At 64.1% G+C, this 20,443-nt stretch carries 19 protein-coding genes; 5 read left to right on the top strand and 14 right to left on the bottom strand.

From position 1 onward, the window contains the following. Positions 1–181 precede the first annotated feature (181 nt). The 9 genes from ABIC09_RS12805 to ABIC09_RS12765 form a co-directional block, all read right to left on the bottom strand. A complete protein-coding gene (locus ABIC09_RS12805) occupies positions 182–1,045 on the bottom strand; it encodes a sugar phosphate isomerase/epimerase family protein (RefSeq protein WP_354109472.1) in 864 nt (287 codons plus the stop codon). After that, entirely contained in the window at positions 1,045–2,235 is a 1,191-nt protein-coding gene (locus ABIC09_RS12800; RefSeq protein WP_354109471.1) for a dihydrodipicolinate synthase family protein, read from the bottom strand. Before ABIC09_RS12800 ends, ABIC09_RS12805 begins: the two co-directional genes overlap by 1 nt. Positions 2,236–2,407: 172 nt before the next feature. Continuing rightward, positions 2,408–3,559, bottom strand: coding sequence for a Gfo/Idh/MocA family protein (locus tag ABIC09_RS12795; RefSeq protein ID WP_354109470.1), 1,152 nt, complete (start codon positions 3,557–3,559; stop codon positions 2,408–2,410). Continuing rightward, complete coding sequence (locus ABIC09_RS12790) at positions 3,556–4,953, bottom strand: enolase-like domain-containing protein (protein WP_354109469.1); 1,398 nt, start codon at positions 4,951–4,953, stop codon at positions 3,556–3,558. The genes ABIC09_RS12795 and ABIC09_RS12790 overlap by 4 nt, the downstream gene beginning before the upstream one ends. A 4-nt stretch (positions 4,954–4,957) precedes the next feature. Beyond that, positions 4,958–5,806 carry an ABC transporter ATP-binding protein gene (locus tag ABIC09_RS12785; protein WP_354031717.1) on the bottom strand — a complete coding sequence of 283 codons (849 nt, stop codon included), beginning with the start codon at positions 5,804–5,806 and terminating at the stop codon, positions 4,958–4,960. Next, on the bottom strand, positions 5,803–6,795 hold the full coding sequence (locus ABIC09_RS12780) for an ABC transporter substrate-binding protein (RefSeq protein WP_354109468.1): 993 nt from the start codon (positions 6,793–6,795) through the stop codon (positions 5,803–5,805). The genes ABIC09_RS12785 and ABIC09_RS12780 overlap by 4 nt, the downstream gene beginning before the upstream one ends. Positions 6,796–6,841: 46 nt before the next feature. Next, positions 6,842–7,651: an ABC transporter permease gene (locus ABIC09_RS12775; RefSeq protein ID WP_354109467.1), complete on the bottom strand. Its 810-nt coding sequence runs from the start codon at positions 7,649–7,651 to the stop codon at positions 6,842–6,844. A 240-nt stretch (positions 7,652–7,891) separates the two neighbouring features. After that, the gene (locus ABIC09_RS12770) at positions 7,892–8,551 is read right to left on the bottom strand and encodes a TetR/AcrR family transcriptional regulator (protein WP_354109505.1); all 660 of its coding nucleotides are present in this window, start codon (positions 8,549–8,551) and stop codon (positions 7,892–7,894) included. Between the two features lie 232 nt (positions 8,552–8,783). Further along, entirely contained in the window at positions 8,784–9,632 is an 849-nt protein-coding gene (locus tag ABIC09_RS12765; RefSeq protein ID WP_354109466.1) for a VOC family protein, read from the bottom strand. A gap of 208 nt (positions 9,633–9,840) precedes the next feature. On the opposite strand from ABIC09_RS12765, the gene ABIC09_RS12760 reads away from it, so the two are divergent. Continuing rightward, positions 9,841–10,734 (top strand): sugar kinase, encoded by an 894-nt coding sequence (locus tag ABIC09_RS12760; protein WP_148748972.1) that lies wholly within the window; start codon positions 9,841–9,843, stop codon positions 10,732–10,734. Between the two features lie 75 nt (positions 10,735–10,809). After that, positions 10,810–11,718: a ribokinase gene (gene rbsK, locus ABIC09_RS12755; RefSeq protein ID WP_148748973.1), complete on the top strand. Its 909-nt coding sequence runs from the start codon at positions 10,810–10,812 to the stop codon at positions 11,716–11,718. 161 nt (positions 11,719–11,879) lie between these two features. On the opposite strand, the gene ABIC09_RS12750 is transcribed toward rbsK, so the two are convergent. After that, entirely contained in the window at positions 11,880–13,112 is a 1,233-nt protein-coding gene (locus tag ABIC09_RS12750; RefSeq protein ID WP_354109465.1) for an NAD(P)/FAD-dependent oxidoreductase, read from the bottom strand. Positions 13,113–13,355: 243 nt separating this feature from the next. Here ABIC09_RS12750 and ABIC09_RS12745 point away from each other — a divergent pair, with 243 nt between their 5' ends. Together ABIC09_RS12745 and ABIC09_RS12740 are read left to right on the top strand one after the other, a co-directional pair. Beyond that, positions 13,356–14,150, top strand: coding sequence for an enoyl-CoA hydratase/isomerase family protein (locus ABIC09_RS12745; RefSeq protein WP_354109464.1), 795 nt, complete (start codon positions 13,356–13,358; stop codon positions 14,148–14,150). Further along, complete coding sequence (locus tag ABIC09_RS12740) at positions 14,147–14,728, top strand: histidine phosphatase family protein (RefSeq protein ID WP_354109463.1); 582 nt, start codon at positions 14,147–14,149, stop codon at positions 14,726–14,728. The genes ABIC09_RS12745 and ABIC09_RS12740 overlap by 4 nt, the downstream gene beginning before the upstream one ends. Positions 14,729–14,733: 5 nt before the next feature. Here the strand turns inward: ABIC09_RS12740 and ABIC09_RS12735 are convergent, their stop codons facing one another. The 4 genes from ABIC09_RS12735 to ABIC09_RS12720 all read right to left on the bottom strand — a co-directional run bounded on the left by ABIC09_RS12735 (position 14,734) and on the right by ABIC09_RS12720 (position 19,588). Next, entirely contained in the window at positions 14,734–16,074 is a 1,341-nt protein-coding gene (locus ABIC09_RS12735) for a TRAP transporter large permease (protein ID WP_354109462.1), read from the bottom strand. Then, a complete protein-coding gene (locus ABIC09_RS12730; protein ID WP_354109461.1) occupies positions 16,071–16,649 on the bottom strand; it encodes a TRAP transporter small permease in 579 nt (192 codons plus the stop codon). Before ABIC09_RS12730 ends, ABIC09_RS12735 begins: the two co-directional genes overlap by 4 nt. A gap of 153 nt (positions 16,650–16,802) precedes the next feature. After that, the gene (locus ABIC09_RS12725) at positions 16,803–17,810 is read right to left on the bottom strand and encodes a TRAP transporter substrate-binding protein (RefSeq protein WP_354084332.1); all 1,008 of its coding nucleotides are present in this window, start codon (positions 17,808–17,810) and stop codon (positions 16,803–16,805) included. A 59-nt stretch (positions 17,811–17,869) separates the two neighbouring features. Further along, the gene (locus tag ABIC09_RS12720; RefSeq protein WP_354109504.1) at positions 17,870–19,588 is read right to left on the bottom strand and encodes an IlvD/Edd family dehydratase; all 1,719 of its coding nucleotides are present in this window, start codon (positions 19,586–19,588) and stop codon (positions 17,870–17,872) included. Between the two features lie 173 nt (positions 19,589–19,761). Here ABIC09_RS12720 and ABIC09_RS12715 point away from each other — a divergent pair, with 173 nt between their 5' ends. Further along, the gene (locus ABIC09_RS12715; RefSeq protein ID WP_148748980.1) at positions 19,762–20,439 is read left to right on the top strand and encodes a GntR family transcriptional regulator; all 678 of its coding nucleotides are present in this window, start codon (positions 19,762–19,764) and stop codon (positions 20,437–20,439) included. Positions 20,440–20,443 lie beyond the last annotated feature (4 nt).

The raw sequence follows: 20,443 nt of genomic DNA, 5'->3' as shown, positions 1-20,443 counted from the left end.
TGGCTCAGATTTTGGCCGCCCGCTTCGGACGGATACGGACACCAGCCCCGCCGCGCATGTTCCTGAACCGTTGAGGGTCATTCGCGACCCGGTCGAGCCGGCAGCGCTGGCCGCCCGAAAGGCATATGCGATCGCCCTGCGGCGAGCCCGGACAGCCGATCGAACCTAATTTCATCGCGCTCTACACAAATGTCCGATGCCGTTCGATGCAAGTCCGTAGCACCTCGTCCATCGGCTTGCCCCACCAATCGTTGGAGAAGATCTCGATTTCCGAATAGCCGGCAAAACCCCGCGCCTCGACGGCCGCGCGCGCCGACTTGATGTCGATGACGCCGTCGCCCATCATGCCGCGGTCGTTGAGGATGTCCCTGGTGGGCACCAGCCAGTCGCAGACGTGGAACGCGAGCAGGCGGTCCCTGCCGGCCCTTGCGATCTGCCCCAACAGCTCCGGATCCCACCAGATGTGATAAACATCGAGCGCGACGCCGAGCATGCCGGTACGGCCGGGATCGAGCCGGTCGCAGATATCGAGCGCCTGCTTTGTCGTGTTGACGCAGGCGCGGTCGGCGGCATAGGCGGGATGCAGCGGCTCGATCGCCAGCGGCAGCTTTGCCTGCTTGGCGTAATCGAGCATGTCGGCGAGAGCTTCCTCGACCTGCCCGCGCGCCGCCGCGATATCTTTCGACGCTTCGCTGCCGGGCCGGGAATATTGCGGCAGGCCGCCGACGACGAGCACGATGCAGGGCGCGCCAAGCGCCTTGGCCTCATCAACGCAGCGGCGGTTGTCGTCACGCACTTCGGCGCGGCGCGATGCGTCCGACGTGAACATGCCGCCGCGACAATAGCCCGAAAGATCAAGCCCTGCATCGCGCACCGCGCGCGCCGCGCGATCGAGGCCCACGGTCGCGACCTGATCGCGCCAGGGATCGATGGCGCGGATGCCGTGCCTGGCGCAGGCCTCGACGATCTGGACGAGGTCACCCTGCTTGCGGACTGTCGCCGTGTTCAGCGACAGCCAGCGATGGTCGGACGAGAAATCGCGCATCAGGCGTCGATCCCGTGCGCGGCCAGCACGGTCTTCATCCGCCGCGTCGCCAGCTCTGGATTGGCGAGCAGGCCGGCCTGATCGGCGAGCCGGAACAGCTCGGCCAGATGCAGCATCGAGCGCGCGCTCTCCTGGCCGCCGACCATGGTGAAATGGTCCTGATGGCCGTTGAGATACGCCATGAACACGACGCCGGTCTTGTAGAAGCGCGTCGGCGCCTTGAAGATGTGGCGCGACAACGGCACCGTCGGCCCAAGCACGTCGTGGAAGCCGGCCTCGTCGCCCGCAGCCAGCCGCGACAGCGCGTAGGATGCCGCGGGCGCAATGGCATCGAAGATGCCGAGCAGCGCGTGCGAGAAGCCTAGTTCGTCGCCGGCGATCAGTTCCGCATAGTTGAAATCGTCACCGGTGTACATCTTGATGCGCTTGTCGAGGCGACGGCGCATGTCGATCTCGCGCTGCTTGTCGAGCAGCGAGACCTTGACGCCATCGACCTTGGCGGCGTTGCCGTTGACGATGGTCACTGCCGTATCGATCGCCTTGTCGAGGTCTTTCGTGCCCCAATAGCCCGTCAGTGCCGGATCGAACATGTCGCCCAGCCAGTGGATGATCACGGGCTGCGCTACCCCCGACAACACGCGGTCATAGACTTTGGCGTAGTCGTCGGCGTTGCGGCCGAGCTTGGCCAGCGCGCGCGACGCCATCAAAATGATGCGGCCGCCGACCTTCTCGACCGCCGAAATCTGCTCCTCATAGGCGCGGATCACGTCGTCGAGGCTCTTGGCGTCCTCCACGGCGAGATGGTCGGTGCCGGCGCCTGAGAACACCAGCGCATTGCGGCGCTTGGCGGCGGACACCGAGCGCGTGATCAGCTCCAGCGAGGTCGGCCAGTCCAGCCCCATGCCGCGCTGCGCGGTGTCCATGGCTTCGGCAACGCCGAGGCCGAGATCCCAGACATGCTCGCGGAAGGCGATGGTCTTGTCCCAGTCGACGGCTGCCGAAAGCCAGGGATCGTTGTCGGCAAAGGGATCGGCCACCGTATGCACGGCGGAGAAGGCGATCCGGTTGAGCGGTCCTTCGAGCTTTGCGGGGAACGTGCGCGAGGCCGCGAGCCGGTAGGTCTCGATCGAACGGTCGGCCTTCGGCAACTTGAGCGACAATGACGACATCGGCGGGACGGGCTTGTTCATGATTTCGAACCTCTCCCCGTCATTGCGAGGAGCCACCCGGTCCGGCCTTTGGCCGGCCGGATGATAAACTCCGCGACGAAGCAATCCAGACCGTCGCCGCGGAGGGACACTGGATTGCTTCGCTTCGCTCGCAATGACGGCTTGGTAAACATCGCGACTTATCCAATAGACTTCAGGCCTTGATCGGGGCGACGTCGATCCAGCGCCGCTCCTTCCAGCTCTTCAGCGCGCATTCGGCGAGCTGGACGCCCTTGACGCCCTCGAGCAGCGTGAACTTGTAGGGCGCATCCTCGTAGACGTGGCGGATGAACATCTCCCACTGCTCTTTGAAGCCGTTGTCGTAGGTGACGTTATCAGGCAGCTTCTGCCAGTCGCCGTAAAAATCATGCAGCCGCTTCTCGTCGGGATTCCACAGCGGCCGGGGCGTTGCCTGCCGCGCCTGGATCACGCAGTCGGTGAGACCCGCGACCGCCGAGCCATGCGTGCCGTCGACCTGGAAGGTGACGAGGTCATCCCGATAGACACGCGTGACCCAGGACATGTTGATGTGTGCGATGACGCCACCCTCGAGCTGGAAGGTCGCGTAGGCGGAATCATCCGCGGTCGCCTTGTACTTCTTGCCCTGCTCGTCAAAACGCTCGGGAATGTCGGTGTTGCCGATGCAGACCACGCTCTGGACGTTGCCAAAGAGATTGTCGAGCACGTAGCGCCAGTGGCAGACCATGTCCAGAATGATCCCGCCGCCGTCCTCGTCGCGGTAATTCCAGGACGGCCGCTGCGCCTCCTGCCAGCCGCCTTCGAACACCCAATAGCCGAACTCGCCGCGCACCGAGAGGATGCGGCCGAAGAAGCCGGAGTCGCGCAGGAAGGCGATCTTCTTCAGGCCGGGCAGGAACAGCTTGTCCTGCACCGTTCCGTGCTTGACACCCTTGGCATTGGCGAGCTTGACGACCTCGAGCGCTTCTTCAAAGTTCGTCGCGATCGGCTTCTCGCAATAGACGTGCTTGCCGGCGTTGATGGCCTGTGTCAGCAGGCCGGGCCGCGCCTGTGTCGTCGCAGCATCGAAGAACATGGTGTCGTTCTTGTCGGCGAGCGCCGCGTCGAGATCCGTGGTCCAGCGCGCGATGTTGAAGCGTTTTGCGAGCGCCTCGAGCTTCTCGGCCCTGCGGCCGACCAGGATCGGGTCGGGCATGATGCGATCGCCGTTCTTCAAACGAACGCCGCCCTGATCGCGGATCGCCACGATCGAGCGGATCAGATGCTGGTTGAGCCCCATGCGGCCGGTGACGCCGTTCATGATGAGGCCGAGGCGTTGGGTGGTCATGCCAATTGCTCCCTAAGTGAATTTGGCTGTTCGAGCGGACGAAGCGCCGACCAGTCCGGATGGACCGACGTCGCAAAGCCCGCAACATGGAGTGATCCCGTCAGGAGATCGCCGTTATGAATGGCAAGCCGGATGCCCTGCCCGGCATCGGCATAGAGATCGGGGTGCGCGGCCGCGAAGGCCTGCGCTTCGGCGGCCGGCGTGTCGCCAAAGCCGTCGACATAGTGATGGCCGTTGCGCTCGGCATGGGTAACTCCGATGAAGGCGCCGAGCGCGAGATCCTGCTGCACGGCGAGGCCGGCCTGGCAGGTGAGGTCCTCGCCGGTCACGAAGAACCTCTCTCCGCCCGCGCTCCATTTCGCTGCGCGCGTGGCGTTGACGATGGACTTGTAGAGCCCCTTGCAGGACTTTGACGAGATGCCGTGATAGCCGAGCGCGCGCGCCGCGGGGAACGCGTCGTAGGAGTCGTCGGCCTCGTCGATGATGAAGCCGCGCTCGGCGAGAGAGCCGAGCGGCGATTGCCGGGTGATGTCGCGCGGCATCGGTTGCTCGACATAGAGCAGCCTCGATGAGATCGACCGCAGCGCGGGCTCGCGATCGAGCCGGTCGATCAGCGCCTGCAGTGCGGCGAGATCTGCATATTGCTCATTGGCATCGAGCGTCACCTTGTGATCGCGCCCGAGCGTGTCGAGCTCCTTGCCAATGCGCGTCAGCCGCGCCGCATCGGCCGCGGGATCGCCGGACATTTTCAGCTTGAAGTAATTCGCACCAGCGTTCTCGTGGAGATCGGCAACACCGCCCTCGCCTTCGACGGTGTCGTCGAGGCCAACGGTATGCCTGATCGCTACACGCGGCAGCGGCTTGCGGCCGGCGAGAAACGTCGCGAGGTCCGCGTCCTTCAGGTCGGGCGACAAGCGGGCATCGATGCCGGCGATGTTGGCTGCCATGCCGTCGAAAAAATTGGCCTCGGTGGCGCGGAGCAGCGCATCGAGGATCGCCTTGTCGATTTCTGCCGGACCATAAGCCGCGGCAAGCGCCGGAATGTTCTGCTTCGCACAGGTCGCGACCTGGGCGCCGATGCAGGACGCGTGCAGATCGAACGCCGTCAGGAATCCGGTGCGCGCAAGATAAAGCCCGCGCGCGATCGCGAGCGATCGACGCAGTTCGTCGACCGTCTGCGCCGGCGATAGCTCCGGCCGCTTGTCGAACCATTTGGGCACCAGCAGCTCGGCGCTGGCGCCGATAGCACTTCCTTTACCCTCGACGTCGATCTCGACCCGCACGAACAGCTGCGGCGTCGCGTTGATGGTAACAGCGCCAAAGCGGAACGGCCGCGCGAAATGCACGGGACGTTCAAAGAAGGCGATATCTCGCAGCTTCAGGCGCGGGGGCATGGTTTTAGTCCAGCGACCCCTGTGAGAAAAAATGCTTGCGGATGCGTTGCACGAGCTCGGTGAAAACAGGATCGGCCATCACGTCGAGCGAGCGCGGGCGCGGCAGCGGCACGTCGTAGATCGCAGCGACCGCACCGGGCCGCTCGGTCATCACCAGCACGCGGTCGGCGAGGAACACGGCCTCCGGAATCGAATGCGTGATCAGCAGCACTGTCTTCCTGGTCTCGCGCTGGATTCGCATCAGCTCGACATTCATGCGCTCGCGCGTCAGCGCGTCGAGTGCGCCGAACGGCTCGTCCATCAGCATGATCTTGGGATCGTGCACCAGCGCGCGGCAGATCGAGGCCCGTTGCTGCATGCCGCCGGAGAGCTGCCAGGGCAGTTTCTTCTCGAACCCCTCAAGCCCGACCAGCTTGAGCAGCGCCTTGGCGCGGACGAGATATTCGTCCCGGGCGAGACGCTTCATGTCGATTGGCAGCATCACGTTGGAGAGGATATTGCGCCAGGGCAGCAGCAGCGCATTCTGGAAAACGATGCCGACATTGCCGTGCGGCTTCGTCACCTTCTCGCCTTCAACCAACACCTCGCCAGCGGTCGGCGGCAGCAACCCCGAGATCAGCTTGAGCAGCGTGGACTTGCCGCAGCCGCTTGGGCCGACCACGACAAAAAACTCGCCGTCGTTGATGTGGAAGTCGAGCGGCCGCAGCGATGGCACATCGCCGTCGCGCGTCCGGTAAGTCTTCGAGACGCCTGAGAGCTTGATGCCTGGCGTCCCGCCGGCAGCCCGGTCGCTCACCAGTCTCAGATGCGCGGCCGGCTGCACGGTTTCACTGGTTACTGCGGCTTGCTTCACGTGCCACTCTTCGGCAGGTAATCGTTCGTGTAGAACGCCTTCGGGTTCTCCTTGCCCTTGGCATCGAGCCCGCCATATTCGACCATCAGATTGACCGTATCCGTCATGTTCTGGTCGGTGACCTGGAACGGCCGCTTGCTCTTGGTCTCGGCCGTCCGGTAGAGCGGAATGGTCAACTCAAAGCCCTGCGTCAGCGTGTCGATCTTGCCGCCCTTCGGGTTGGCATCGAGGATCGACTGCGCCGCTGCCTTCGGCTCCTTCTCGGCGGCTTCGACGGCCTTGGTCGTCGCCGACATGAAGCGGCGGACGAGGTCGGCATTGGCCTTCACATAGTCGGAATTGGCGATGAGGCCGGAGGAGACCATGTTGATGCCGTAGTCGGCAAACTTGATCGGATAGACGTCCTTGCCGGTGGCGTCCTTGATCTTCATCGACTGGTCCATGACGTATCCGAGCAGCAGATCAGCCTGGCCGTTGATGACGGCGTTGAGCTTGGTCTGGCCGTCACCGGCAACGGTGGTGAAGTCGCTTTCCTTCAGGCCGGTCTTCTTCAGGAACAGCGGCCAGATCTGGGTCATGGAGTCCGCCGGCGTGATCGCGACCGTCTTGCCCTTGATATCTTCCGGCTTCCTGATGTTCTTGTCGACGAAGCCCATCGCGGACATCGGGCTGGTCTGCAGCAGCACGCCGGTCGCGATCACTGGCGCGCCCTTGATCGCGGCGCGCATCATGGTGGGAACGTCGACATAGCCGAAATCGGCGGTCTTGGCCGCGACAGCCTGCGTGGTCGCAGCCGAGCCGCGGCCTTCCTGGATCTCGAGGTCGATGCCCTCGGCCGCGTAAATGCCCTTGGCCTTGCCGTAGTAGAACGGCGCGTGCTCGCCATAGACGTACCAGTTGAGCATCAGCACGACCTTGTCGGCCGCCTGCGCCGGCATGGCCGCAAACACCATCAGCGCTGTTGCTACAGCCCCAATCCACCGCTTCATCGTCATTCTCCCTTGTCGTTATGTTTCGGCCGTTGGTGGCCGTTGCTTAAGAGGCGAAAATCACGTCTTCGCGCTGGCTGACATGCCAGGGAATGACCAGCTTCTCGATCCGGTCGACGATCCAGAACAAGATGACGCCGAGCAGCGCGAGGATGACGAGGGCAGCGAACATCGTCGGCAGGTCGAAGGTGCCAATCGAGCGCTGCATCACATAACCGATGCCGGAATTGGCGCCGACGAACTCGCCGACGACGGCGCCGACCACGGCGAGCGTCACCGAGACTTTCAGGCCGGAGAAGATCGCCGGCAGGGCATGCGGCAGGTTCACCGCGCAAAACACCTGAAAGCGGCTGCCCTGCATGGCGCGGGCGAGATCGACCATATCGGGGTCGACCGACTTGAAGCCCTGCACGGCGGAGACCACCACCGGGAAGAAGCCGAGCAGGAAGGCCGAGATCACTTTTGGAATGATGCCGAAGCCGAACCACACCACGAACAGCGGCGCGATCGCGATCTTCGGCACGGATTGGGAGAACACCAGGAGCGGATAGACGTAACTCTCCACTGTCTTCGAGCCCGCGATCAGCATCGCGACGGGGATGCCGAACAATGCGGACAGCAGGAAGCCGCAGACGGTGGCATAGGTGGTCGGCCAGCACTGGCGCAGCAATTCCGGCCAATCGGTGCGCAGCACCGCGACGACGTCGGCGGGCGACGGGATCTGATAGGCCGGGATCTTGAACAGCCGGATTGCGAGATCCCAGGCCACGACGATGAAAACCAGAAACAGAAACGGCCGCACCCAGGCCGCATTCAGCACCTTGGACACCGCACTTTGCGGCTTCAGCTCAGCCACGCCTCACTCCCGGTCGTCTTTTTCGTTTCCGGGGAGAAATTAACCCGTTGGATAAATACTGTCCAGAGCTTTCCCTGTGACGTTTTGCGGCGGGGTTCCGCGCCACACCCTCGGTGTCATTCCCCGCGAAGGCGGGGAATCCAGTACGCCGCGGCATCTCCGTATTCCCATCAGCGTCTCTGGAATACTGGATCGCCCGCCTTCGCGGACGATGACAGCGGTGATTGAGGAAACAACGCGCTAAACCGTCTGCGCCACCGCCGTGCGCGACTTCGGCGCCTTGGCAATCTCGAACAGCGCGGCGGTCTGCCCCGTCAGCGCCGCCAGCACGAGACCGACCATGTGCGCAAGCCGCTCGTCCTTGGCGTCCTTGGCGAGCAGATCGCGGCCGAAGATCACGCTCAGCGTCGCCGAGTTCGACAGGTAGAAGAAGCAGAGGCCCGCGATCGAGATGTAGAGCTGCACCGGATCGACCGCGACCTGGAAATCGCCGCTCTCGACGCCGCGCCGCACCACGGTGCGGATCATCTCGACGAAGGGCGAGTGCATCGACTTGACCTTGGTCGAGCGCTTGAGGTGTTTTGCCCGGACGAGGTTCTCGGTCTGGAGCAGTGACAGGAATTCGGGGTTGCGCAGGAAGTAACCCCAGGTGAACTCGATCAGCCGCTTGATCGCCTCGGGCGGATCGAGATGTTCGAGATCGAGCCCCCGCTCCTCGCTGCGGATCTTGTCATAGGCGCCTTCCAGCACCGCGAGATAGAGGTCGTCCTTGTTGCCGACGTGGTAGTACAGCATGCGCTTGTTGGCGCCGGCGTTGGCCGCGATGCGGTCGACGCGCGCGCCGGCGAGCCCGTGAGCGGAAAACTCCTGCTTGGCAGCCTCGAGAATGCGCAGCCGCATCCCCTCGGGATCGCGCTGCCATTTCAGAGTTCGCTTTGCCGTTGCCTTCGCCAAACCGGGTGCTCGCTGGGGTGATCTGAGGATGCATGTAGCACGGGAGCGCGCATTAGAGAAACGTCGTCATTCCGGGGCGCGCCCTCTTGGGCGCGAGCCCGGAATCCATCGTGCGGCAGAGCAAGTCGAGAAATGGATTCCGGGCTCGTCGCTTCGCGACGCCCCGGAATGACAATGATCAATCCACCGGCTTCGGCGAACGCTCCAGCAGCACGGTCTGGATCCCGCAGGTGCCGTTCCGCACGGTCATGATCCGCGTGCCCGGCTTGCGGCCGTTGCGCACCTCGGTGACGTCGAGGCCGGCAGCGAGCAGGCGGGCGCGGGTGGCGTCGATGTCGGCGACGCGCCAGCTCAGGCCCCAGAGACGGTCGTGCTGGGAATCACCGCCCGCCACGGGGCGGCGCACCACCTCGACGATGAGATCGCCGCAGCGGAAGAACATCAACTGCCCCCAGTCGTGGTGGGAGCGGTCGAGCGTCAGATCGAGCCCGAGCCGCGCGCCATAGAGTGCGGCGGCGCGATCGGAATCCTCGGTGGTGATCACGACATGGTCGAGCCCGTCGATCGGCGCGATTTCGGTCGCGGCCGACTTCGGACGCTCCTCGGCGAGCTCGAGGAAGAACATGCGCACGCCCCGCGTCAGCTCGGTCGCGGCCCGCGTGCGTTTCCAGTGCAGGACCGCACCGCTCGCAGCGTCGCTGCTCTCGACCTCGGCGATCGGCTCCGGCTTGAGCGCCACCCGCTCCAGCCGCCGGTGCATCTTTCCCATGTCTGCGACACGAAAGCACAGGCTGGCGAGCACGCCCTCCTGATCGTCGAGCAGCGCACGCATCCGGTCCGCCGTCGCGGTGAAGCCGCTCGGCGCCATCAATTCGATGGTCACGTTGTCGAGGGTGAACAGCACGCGGTCGGCGCCCTCGCCGGAGTTCTGCCAGGCCGGCGCGCGCCCCAGGAGCGTCTGATAGGCGGCCTTGGCCGCACCGATATCCTTGACCAGAGCGACGACGTGATCGAGGCCGGTGATCATGTTTGTCCCTTTTGATCGACCTGGAACCAGGAGCGGGAAAACGGCATTTGTCCGGGCTTGGCATGGGCCTGACATGGTCGTATTCCGGCGTTATGCCGACCTCAAGCGCTCCGGAGCGATTTTGCGAATAATTTCAGCGTCCCCGAAGCGGAACCGGTGTTAGAGTAAGCCCGCCGGCCGGGACCACCAAGCGCATCACGGACAAGCAATGCAGGCTCTCTTTATCGGACAGACCTATATCGACGTCGTCTTCATTACCGACCACATGCCGACCGGCGACGAAAAGCACGTGGCAACCGACTACGCGGTTTCTTTCGGCGGCAACGCTGTCACGGCGGCGTTCTGCTGCGCCAAGCTCGGCATCGTTCCCGATCTGATCGCCACCGCGGCCAATGACTGGCTAGGGCGCATGTTCCAGGACATGTGCGCGAAATACGCGATCTCGCTGCACGGGCGGAAGGTGAACCAGTCCTCGCTCTCCTTCATCATGCCGAAGGACGGCAAGCGCGCCATCGTCCGCTGCCGCGACGACGAGCACATCCACCCTTTTCCGATGCTCAACCTCGGCGGCTGCCGTGCGCTGCATGTCGACGGCCATCAGCCGGACGCCGCGATTCACTACGCAAAGGTCTGCCGCGAGGCCGGCATTCTGACCTCGCTCGACGGCGGCGGCCTGCGCACCAACACCCATGAGCTGCTCGAATACATCGACGTCGCCATCGTCGCCGAGCGGCTGTGCGAGCAGATGGATCTGACGCCGGAGAAGATGCTCGACTACCTCAAGGGCCGCGGCTGCAAGATCGGCGGCATCACCATGGGTGAGAAGGGCCTGCTCTGGTACAACGAGACCGGCACCGTCGAGACCATGCCGGCGATGCCGATCCCGCGCGAGCGCGTGATCGACACCAACGGCGCCGGCGACGTCTTCCACGGCGCCTATATCTATTCCTACCTCGCGCATCCCGGCAAAAGCTGGCGCGAGCATTTTGACTTCGCCCGCGCCGCCTCGACCTTCAAGATCCAGCGCCTCGGCAACGAGGCCGGCCTGCCGACCCTTGTGGACATCGCCAAAGTCAGGCACGAATTCGAAGCCAGGGTCTAAGGATTCTTTGTTTGAGCATGATCTTATCGGAGAACCGCTTCACACTTTTCGGGATCATGCTTGAGAGGGCATATCATGGGGCGCGTCTTCGTAGCCGGCAGCATCAACATGGATGTGGTGGCGACCGCCGATCGCCACCCCAGGGTCGGCGAGACCGTCGCGGGTCGGCAGGTGCTGTATTTTCCGGGCGGCAAGGGTGCGAACCAGGCCGTGGCCGCGTCACGGCTCGGCGCGAAGACCACGCTGATCGGGCGGCTGGGCACGGATTCGTTCGGGGCTGAGCTCAGGACGTTTCTTAACGCTCAGGGCATCGATCCCGGCGCGATCAAGGAGACGCCCGGGACACACACCGGCACCGCGATCATCACGGTCGCAGCCTCCGACAACACCATCATCGTCATTCCCGGCAGCAATGGGCTGGTCAGCGCGGATGACGTTGCGGATACGCCGCTGGCGAAGGGCGATGTCGCCGTCAGCCAGTTCGAGATCCCGCTGCCCACCATTGCCGCCTTCTTCCAGCGCGCGCGCGCGGCGGGCGCCACCACATTGCTGAATCCTGCCCCGGCGCAAAAGATGTCGAGCGAGCTGCTCGCGCTAGTCGATATCCTGGTGCTGAACGAGACCGAGCTTGGTTTCCTTGCAGGCACCGAACTCACCGACAGCGACGAGGCTGCAAGGATCATCGCGGTGGCACGAAAACTTCAGGCGCGCGCGGACCAGACAATCTGCATCACGCTCGGCAAGCGCGGCGTGCTCGCGCTCGCTGCCGCCGAAGAATTCGCGGTGCCGGGACGCGTGGTGAAGGCGGTCGACACCACCGGCGCCGGCGATTGCTTCGTCGGCGCGCTCGCATCACAGCTCGCTGAGGGCGCCGCCTTGCGCGCAGCCCTCGCCTTCGCCAACGCCGCCGCATCGATCAGCGTGCAGCGCATGGGCGCCGGGCCGTCAATGCCGACAGCCGCGGAGGTGGCGATGATTCTGTAGGTCCCTCTTCACCTCGCCCCGCTTGCGGGGAGAGGTCGGATTGCATCGAAGATGCAATCCGGGTGAGGGGGAGCCTCCGCGAGTCCAACTGTCACAGTATGCGCGGATAGAGCCCCTCATCCCAACCCTCTCCCCGTAAGAACGGGGAGAGGGAGAGAGCCTCACGCCAGCGCGCTCTTCAGGTCAAAGCTCTCATCCGCGGCCTGTTCCGGCGTGATCGAGCGATTCATCGCCTGCAACCTTCGGCCGAACATGTGATCGCCGGCGCGGTTGATCGATTCGATGCCGAGGAGCCTGTCGCCGTGGTAGCAGAACGCAGAGAACGCCTTTTTGGCGGGATCGCCGCGCAGCACGACGCGATCGTAGCCGGTGGTGAGACCTGCGATCTGGAGCTTGTCGTCGCCCTGGTCGCTCCAGAACCAGGGATGGCCGTCATAGGGCTTCTTGTCGCCGGTCAGCCGCGCGGCGAGGCAGCGGGCATGGTCGGTGGCGTTCTGCACCGATTCCAGCCGCAGCGAGCCGCCGAAGCGCGGGCTCGCGAACAGCGCGCAGTCGCCGACCGCGGAAATGTTAGGGTCGGATGTCGAGAGATATTCGTCGACGATAATGCCGGCGGCAACTGGCAGCCCCGCCTCGGCCGCCAGCTCGATATTCGGCAGCACGCCGACGCCGACCACGACGAGATCGGCGGGCAGATGCCGGCCGTCGCTCAAGGAGACGCCGGTGACCTTGCCGGTATCCTTATCGCCTTGGGCCTCGATGGAAGTAGCCTGCACGCCGAGGTGAATGCGAATGCCGGCCTCGCGATGCCGCGCCTGAAAATACTCCGAGACCTCCGCCGTCACCGCGCGCGCCATCACGCGCGGCGCAAGCTCGAGCACGTCGACCTCGAGCCCCTTGATCCGCGCGGTCGCGGCGAATTCGAGGCCGATGAAGCCGGCGCCGATCACCACGACCCGCGTCTTTGACGGAATGATCTTTCGCAGCGCCTCGCTCTCGTCGAGGATGCGCAGATATTTCACGTCGGGCAGATTGGCATTGGGCAGATCGAGCAGGCGGTTGCGCGCGCCCGTCGCCAGCACGAGATGGCCGTAAGGCAGCATCTCGCCGGATGCGAGGAGCAGCTTGCACCTCGCGCGGTCGATCGACACGGCGCGGCCCGCGATCAGCTCGATGGTCTGGTCCTGGTAAAAATTCTCCGGCCGGAACATCAGGCTCTCCGGCCCGGCGGAACCCTTGATGTAGGCCTTGGACAAAGGCGGCCGCTGATAGGGCAGATGCGCCTCGTCATTGATCAGGCAGATGCGATCCGAAAAACCCGCCTGCCGCAGGGATGCCGCGGCCTGATAGCCACCATGGCCGGCACCGACAATGAGCACAGGACCGTCCGTCATTGGACAGCCCATTTCCGCAAGACACGAGCGTCACCCATGTCGTCTCCTCTCTCGCTAAGATTGGCTTGGCTAGCCTTACGAGGAGCCGGCGCTCGTGTCCGTCCCTAAACGAAGGCGGCCCCATTTGAGCCGATCATTCCGCACGACGCAAGGCCCCTATGCGGGGCACTGGCGGCCAGGGATTGTCACCCCCCGCCTTCTGCGATTTAGTTGCGGCAACGAACCTCATGCCGGGGATTTCCGATGCCAGCTCCCGTCTCCCAACCCGATGATCCCGCCCTGCTGCGGATCGAAGGCCCGATCGCAACCATCACGCTCAATCGCCCCGCCGCCTTCAACTCGATCAACCTGGCGATCGCGCAGAAGCTCGAGCAGCTCGCGGCCACCATCGAGGGCGACGACGCGATCAAGGTCGTGATCCTTGAGGGCGAGGGCCGCGCCTTCTCCGCCGGCGGCGATCTGCAGACGATTGGCGCGGCAGCCGAGGCCAACACGGTGACGCCGGTGGTCGGCGAGCTGCTCAAGCACTATCATTCCTTCATCGAGATCATCCGGCGCATGCCCAAGATCTCGCTGTCGAGCGTGCACGGCTCGGCGGCCGGCGCCGGCATGGGCCTCGCCTTCGTCACCGATCTCTGCATCGCCGCCGAGGACGCGAAGTTCACGCCGGCCTATGCCAAGATCGGCGTCTCGCCGGATGGCGGCTCGACGGTCGGGATCGTCGGCACGGTCGGCGCGCGCCGCGCGCTGCAGATCTTTCTGACCGAGGATAATTTCACCGCGCAGCAAGCCCTTGAATGGGGCCTCGTCGCCAAGATCGTTCCCGCGACCGAGCTGAAGGCCGCGACGCGGCAGCTTGCCGAGCGGCTGGCGCAGAACGCGCCGGCAGCGATCGCCGGCACCAAGTCGCTGGTCTACGCGGCTGCCACCACACCCGTAAAACGGCAGCTCGATGCCGAGGAGCACAAGATCATCATGGCGATGAATACGGAGCAGTTTCGTGTTGCCGTGAAGAAGTTCACGAGCAAGAGCAAGTGAGCGCGCCCACGCCATCGCGTTCGTTCTGCGGCCTGCGCCACGGCGCGACGGATTGGAACCGGCAGGGACTGTTTCAAGGCCGGACCGACAATCCGCTGAACGAGGATGGCCTGCGGCAAGCACACGAAGCGGCGTATCTGTTGCGCGGTGTCGGCATCAGCCGCATCGTCGCAAGCCCGCTGGTGCGTGCGGCGAAAACCGCCGAGATCATCGCGGATGCGATCGCAGTGCCGCTCACGATCGACGCCGGTATCATCGAGCTCGATTTCGGAAGCTTTGAGGGCCTCCCCGTCCGCGACCTCATGATCAAGCACGGCGTCGATTCGGCGACGGGCCTCGTCTCGATCCTGCCCGCCGACGGCGAGAACTGGGAGGCCATGGCCGAACGGTCGCTGGCTTGCGTCTCCGCCTGGCTCGACAATTATTCCGGCGACCATCTGCTGTTCGTCTGCCACGACGCGGTGATGCAGGGCATGGCGAAGTCGCTCTCCGGCAGCTACTTCAAGAACAGCCATGGCACGCCGTTCGGCTACGTCCGGGACGGAGCCGGCTGGCGCATCGAGCAGATCGTCACTTGAGAAGATCACTTGGGACAGATGTAGCCGGTCCCCGCCGGCGATTTGAAGCAGCCGACCGATTCCGGCAGCACGTGCTGCGGCAGCCACAGCACGACGTTCGGGAAGTAGATCGCGAACGCAATGGTGGCGAAGAACACGACATAGATCGGCAGCGCCGCGCGTAGCGCTTTCGCAAAGCTGACCCCGACGAATTTCGACGCCATCAGCAGCACCAGCCCGTAAGGCGGCGTGATCAGGCCGAAGGCGAGCGTCGCGATCAGCACAACGCCCATGTGGACGCCGTTGATGTCGCCGGCTTCCGTCAGCGTGTTGACCAGCGGCATGAAGATGATGATGGTCGGCACGGGCTCGATGAAATCGCCGACCACGGTGAACAGCAGCACCATCAGCAGCATGATCAGATGCGGGTCGTTGCCCGCGATCGATGTGATCATGTCGGCGATGTAGCTCGCGCCGCGCAAGTAAGCGAGCATCCAGCCGAAGGCGTTGGCGGCGCCGATCGTGATCAGCGGCAGCGAGAAGATCAGCCCGGCGAGGCAGAAATCATACGGAATCTTCCTGAAATGCCCGCGGTTGAGCGCGGGGATCACGACCAGGATGATCCAGGCCACGGCGACGACGCCCGCTTCCGTCGGCGTGAACCAGCCGGTCAAAATGCCGCCGAGCAGGATCACCGGGATCATCAGCGGCAGCGCCGCATCGCCGGCGGCGAACACGATTTGCCGCAGCGGCGCGCGCGGCTTGCGCAAGCCCGAGGGGCCGAAGAAATAGCAGTAGATCATCAGGCCGAAGCCGATCATCAGGCCCGGCACCACGCCCGCCATGAACAGGCCGGCGATCGAGACGTTGCCGACCGCACCATAGACCACCGCGGTGATGCTCGGGGGCACGAGCGCCGCAATGGTCGAGGCCGACGCGATGATCGCGGCGATGAACGCGGGCTCATAGCCCTCGCGCTTCATCGGCCCACCCAGCGCGCGGCTCATCACGGCGACATCGGCCGTGGTCGAGCCCGACATCTCCGAGAAGAACATGCTGAAGACGACCACGACCTGTGACAGCCCGCCCCTGATATGCCCGACCAGCGACACCGAGAGGTTGGCTATTCGCACCACCACATTGGCCGAGCTCATGAGCTCACCGACCAGCAGGAAGAACGGGATCGCCAGCAGGGCTTCGGAATCGACGCCGTCGAAGATTTTCTGGATGATCGCGGCGAGCGAGACGTCGGACAGGATCGCACCGATGAATACGCCGGCCATCAGCGAGAACGGCACGGGCACGCCGAGGTAGCCGAACGACAGGAAGCAGATCGACATCAACGCCAGGACAATGGGTGCGCTCACGGCTGCGCCCTCATTTGCGCTTCGGTAACGACGGGCGCAGCGTCCTCGTCCAGCGGCTCCGGATGGTCAAAACCTTTGCGCAGACCGTTGACGAGCTGCTCGATGGTGAACAGGCCGATCAGGACGCCGGACAGCGGAATAATCGCGTAAAGCGAGGCAATCGGCGTGCCCGACGGCAGGCGGAAGCTGCCGAAGCCACGCAAATAATTCTGGTAGCCGTACCAGATCAGGCAGAAGGCGACGCCGAGCACGATGAGACGGATGATGATTTCGACGATCATCCTGGGCACGCCATGCATCGCCTCGGAAATCGCGGTGAGATAGAGGTGATCGTTGCGGCGGGTCGCAACCGCGGTCCCGATGAAGATCGCATAGATGAACAGCGTCGAGGTGACTTCCTGCAGCCACAGCCAGGGATGGCCGATGGTGCGGGTGACGATGTCGGCGGTGACCGACAGCGAGAAGCCGAAGCACAGCACGCCGCAGAGGATCATCAGCGCGAGCTCGAGCCAGTCGAGCCAGCGCCATTTCAGGTGGCGCTGGCGTTGCAATACGAGCTTGTCGGCGATGGCCATTGTTACCCTCGTCGTCCCGGCGAAGGCCGGGGACCCATAGCCCCAGCTGCTCATTGTGTTAGCGAGTTGACAGCTATCCCCCCAAAGCGCCGCTGCGGAGTAGAGGTCCCGGCCTTCGCCGGGGCGACGCGGAGAAGCGCCTGCGCGCGTGGTCTACTTGATCGACCGGATCAGGTCCTTGACCTTCACCGCGTGCGGGCCGAGCTCCTTGGCGAGCTTGTCGAGATAGGGATCGGCGATCGCAATGAAGCCGGACTTGTCAACATCGGGAACGATCTTGACGCCGATCGATTTCAGCTTGACTTGCGATTGATGCTCAAGCTCGATCGCCTTGGCGGGCTGGGTCTTGTTGACCTCGTCGGCGGCGGCCTGCACCCAACCCTGCTGCTCTGGCGTGAGGTTGTTCCAGAGCTTGTCGCTGACCCAGACCAGACTGTTGTTGGCCTCATGCTCGGTCATCGAGAGCACCGGCGCCACTTCATAGTGCTTGTTGGCGAGGTAGACGTTGACGCCATTCTCGGCGACATCGACCACGCCGGTTTGCAGAGAAGTGTAGACGCTGCCGAACGGCATGTGCACGATCTGGGCGCCATAGGCCGGGAACATGGTGTCCTCGGTCGGCGTCGCCTGCACCCGCACCTTGAGGCCCTTCATGTCCTCGACCTTCTTGATCTCCCGCTTTGAATACATGTTGCGCAAGCCAAGCGTCGCCAGCGCGATGACATGAGTGCCCTGAACTGTCTCTGCAATCATCGCTTTGACCGCATTTGCCACCTCGGGATTTGCTATCGCCTTGATGAGATGGTCTTCCGAGCGGAACAGGTAGTGCATTGACATAACGCCTGCCTGGGGCGAGAGCGTCGCGGCGTTCGCAGACGACGAAATACAGAACTCGATATCCCCCGCCTTGACGAGCTGCAACACCTGCGGCTCCTGCCCGAGCTGCGCGCCGGGATACTGGTCGATCAACATCGTTCCTTTGCTCAGCGCCTTGAGCTTCTCGCTGAAGATGTCGCCGAGGATTCCATAGCCGGTGATCTTGGGCTGGTCATAGGCGAAGCGATAATGCTTCACCTCCTGCGCCCCGGCGCCCGTGACGAAGAGAACAGCGGCCGTTGCCGCCAGCCGATGTAAGAATCTTGGCATCGATCGTTCAATCATCGTTTCCCCCTGTTTATCGCTCGCCGCTTTAGCGGTCTGAGCGTTCGTTCGGGTGGTTATCACCCCTTCTCGGTCTTCTTCCCAGCCCTCTGCATGAAATCGAAGTCGCAGCCCTCGTCGGCCTGCATGATGGTCTCGTTGAACAGCCAGGCATAGCCGCGCCGCGCTTCATCCGGCGCTGCGGCCGGCTTCAGCGCGGCGCGCCGACGCTCCAGCTCGGCGGCATCGACCAAAAGCTCAATGCTGCGCTTGGCCACATCGAGTTGAATTTTGTCGCCGTTCTTCACCAGCGCCAGCGGGCCGCCGACCGCGGATTCCGGCGTGATGTGCAGCACGATGGTGCCGAACGCGGTGCCGCTCATGCGCGCATCTGAAATGCGCACCATGTCCTTGGTACCATTCCGTGCGAGCTTCTTCGGGATCGGCAGATAGCCCGCCTCGGGCATGCCGGGCGCGCCCTTCGGGCCGGCATTGCGCAGCACCAGCACGTCGTCGGCGGTGACGTCGAGATCGGGATCGTCGACCCGCAAGGTCATGTCCTCGACGGATTCGAACACCACCGCGCGGCCCGTATGCTGCAGGAGCTTGGGGCTCGCAGCAGATTGCTTGATGACCGCGCCGCGCGGCGCGAGATTGCCGTGCAGGACGGCAAGGCCACCCTCCTTCTTGATCGGATTGTCGCGCGGACGGATCGCGTCCTGACCCGGCACGTCCTCCGCATTCGCGACGACGTCGCGCAGGCTCGCGCCCGAGATCGTCTTCGCGTCGAGATCGACGAGATCGCCGAGCTGCGCCAGCAGTTTCGGCACGCCGCCGGCGTGATGGAAATGCTCCATATAGTGCTCGCCGGACGGCTTGAGATCGACCAATACCGGCACCTCGCGGCCGATCTGGTCGAACACTTCGAGATCGAGCCGGTGCGGCGAGCGATGCGCCATCGCGGTCAGATGGATCAGGCCGTTGGTCGAGCCGCCGATCGCCTGCAGCACGACCTGCGCGTTCTTGAAGGAGGCCGGCGTCAAGAGCTCGCTCGGCTTCGGGCCCTTGGTCTTGGCCATCTCGGCCGCAACCCGGCCGCTCGCCTCGGCCAGACGGAAACGCTCGGCATGCGGCGCCGGAATTGTCGCGCTCATCGGCAGCGACAGGCCCATGGCTTCGATCATGCAGGCCATGGTCGAGGCCGTGCCCATCACCATGCAGGTGCCGACCGACGGCGCCAGGCGGCCATTGACGGCTTCGATCTCTGCATCGTCGATCTCGCCGGCGCGATACTTGCCCCAGAGACGGCGGCAATCGGTGCAGGCCCCTAGCACCTCGCCCTTGTGATGACCGACCACCATCGGACCGACGGGAATGACCACGGTCGGCAGGTCGGCGCTGATCGCCGCCATCACCTGCGCCGGTAGCGTCTTGTCGCAGCCGCCGATCACGATCACCGAATCCATCGGCTGGGCCCGGATCATCTCCTCGGTGTCCATCGCCATCAGATTGCGCAGATACATCGAAGTCGGATGCGCAAAGCTCTCGGCGATCGAGATGGTCGGGAACACGAACGGCATCGCGCCCGACAGCATCACGCCGCGCTTGGCGGCCTCGATGATCTGCGGGACGTTGCCGTGACAGGGATTGTAGTCGCTATAGGTGTTGGTGATGCCGACGATCGGGCGCTCCAGCGCGTCGTCGGAATAGCCCATGGCCTTGATGAACGCCTTGCGCAGGAACAGCGAGAAGCCGGCATCGCCATAGCTCGTCAGACCCTTGCGCAAACCACTCGTCATCATGCCGCTCCTTAGCTTGCTATTGTGGTACAGCCTGCCCCCTGATTGTCAATAAGACAGGGCCGGATCGCCACGCTTTCTGCTCCTGATGGCGCTCCTGGGCACAAATTATTGACAATCTGGGTTCGCCCTGCTCCACAAGGCGGACCGGCGAGGCGCCGGAGGCTGAGGGCATGTCCGACATTCGCACCGCAGACGCCATGACTATCCGGCGCGACGATCCCGATGACGTCGTCGCGCGGCTGGAGGAGGACATCATCTTCGGTCGTCTGCCGCCGGGCGCGCGCCTGACCGAGGACGCGCTGATGTCGCGCTACGGCACCTCCAGGCATTTCGTGCGGCAGGCGCTGGTGGACGCAGAGCGCCGCGGCATCGTCCGCCGCGAGAAGAACGTCGGCGCCACCGTGCGGTTCTATTCCGCCGAGGAGGTCCGGCAGATCTACGAGGTCAGGGAGATGCTGACGCGGCAGGCCGCGCTGATGATCCCCCTGCCCGCGCCGCAAGTCCTGATCGACGAGCTGACCGCCTTGCAACGACAATATTGTGCCAGGGCGGACGTGCAGGATCTGCGCGGCATCCACGAGGCCAACGACGCCTTCCACGTCGCGCTGTTTTCGGCTTGCGGCAATCCCTACCTGGTGCGCTCGCTGCAGGACTATATGAGCCTGACGCTGCCGATGCGCGCGAAGAACCTCGCCGACCGCGAAGGGCTGGCGCAGTCACGGCGCCAGCACGAGCTGATGATCGAGCTGTTGAAGGGCCGCGACAGCTGGGCGCTGGCGCAGCTCTGTGTGGATCACATGCAGTTCAGCAAAGCGGATTATCTGGCAAGGATTGCGGGGGAGAGCTAGCGCC

This window comes from Bradyrhizobium sp. S3.12.5, from assembly GCF_040548225.1.
Taxonomy (GTDB): Bacteria; Pseudomonadota; Alphaproteobacteria; order Rhizobiales; family Xanthobacteraceae; genus Bradyrhizobium; species Bradyrhizobium cytisi.
Note: the sequence above shows the minus strand (reverse complement) of the source record. Positions and strands in the feature narration are given on the sequence as shown.

What these genes read in the sequence shown, in the direction of transcription:
- ABIC09_RS12790 (WP_354109469.1), bottom strand. Translation starts at nt 4,953, where the DNA reads ATGCCCCCGCGCCTGAAGCTGCGAGATATCGCCTTCTTTGAACGTCCC.
- ABIC09_RS12780 (WP_354109468.1), bottom strand. Translation starts at nt 6,795, where the DNA reads ATGAAGCGGTGGATTGGGGCTGTAGCAACAGCGCTGATGGTGTTTGCG.
- ABIC09_RS12750 (WP_354109465.1), bottom strand. Translation starts at nt 13,112, where the DNA reads ATGACGGACGGTCCTGTGCTCATTGTCGGTGCCGGCCATGGTGGCTAT.
- ABIC09_RS12725 (WP_354084332.1), bottom strand. Translation starts at nt 17,810, where the DNA reads ATGATTGAACGATCGATGCCAAGATTCTTACATCGGCTGGCGGCAACG.
- ABIC09_RS12805 (WP_354109472.1), bottom strand. Translation starts at nt 1,045, where the DNA reads ATGCGCGATTTCTCGTCCGACCATCGCTGGCTGTCGCTGAACACGGCG.
- ABIC09_RS12770 (WP_354109505.1), bottom strand. Translation starts at nt 8,551, where the DNA reads ATGCGGCTGCGCATTCTCGAGGCTGCCAAGCAGGAGTTTTCCGCTCAC.
- ABIC09_RS12715 (WP_148748980.1), top strand. Translation starts at nt 19,762, where the DNA reads ATGTCCGACATTCGCACCGCAGACGCCATGACTATCCGGCGCGACGAT.
- rbsK (WP_148748973.1), top strand. Translation starts at nt 10,810, where the DNA reads ATGGGGCGCGTCTTCGTAGCCGGCAGCATCAACATGGATGTGGTGGCG.
- ABIC09_RS12760 (WP_148748972.1), top strand. Translation starts at nt 9,841, where the DNA reads ATGCAGGCTCTCTTTATCGGACAGACCTATATCGACGTCGTCTTCATT.
- ABIC09_RS12745 (WP_354109464.1), top strand. Translation starts at nt 13,356, where the DNA reads ATGCCAGCTCCCGTCTCCCAACCCGATGATCCCGCCCTGCTGCGGATC.
- ABIC09_RS12730 (WP_354109461.1), bottom strand. Translation starts at nt 16,649, where the DNA reads ATGGCCATCGCCGACAAGCTCGTATTGCAACGCCAGCGCCACCTGAAA.
- ABIC09_RS12720 (WP_354109504.1), bottom strand. Translation starts at nt 19,588, where the DNA reads ATGACGAGTGGTTTGCGCAAGGGTCTGACGAGCTATGGCGATGCCGGC.
- ABIC09_RS12795 (WP_354109470.1), bottom strand. Translation starts at nt 3,559, where the DNA reads ATGACCACCCAACGCCTCGGCCTCATCATGAACGGCGTCACCGGCCGC.
- ABIC09_RS12800 (WP_354109471.1), bottom strand. Translation starts at nt 2,235, where the DNA reads ATGAACAAGCCCGTCCCGCCGATGTCGTCATTGTCGCTCAAGTTGCCG.
- ABIC09_RS12765 (WP_354109466.1), bottom strand. Translation starts at nt 9,632, where the DNA reads ATGATCACCGGCCTCGATCACGTCGTCGCTCTGGTCAAGGATATCGGT.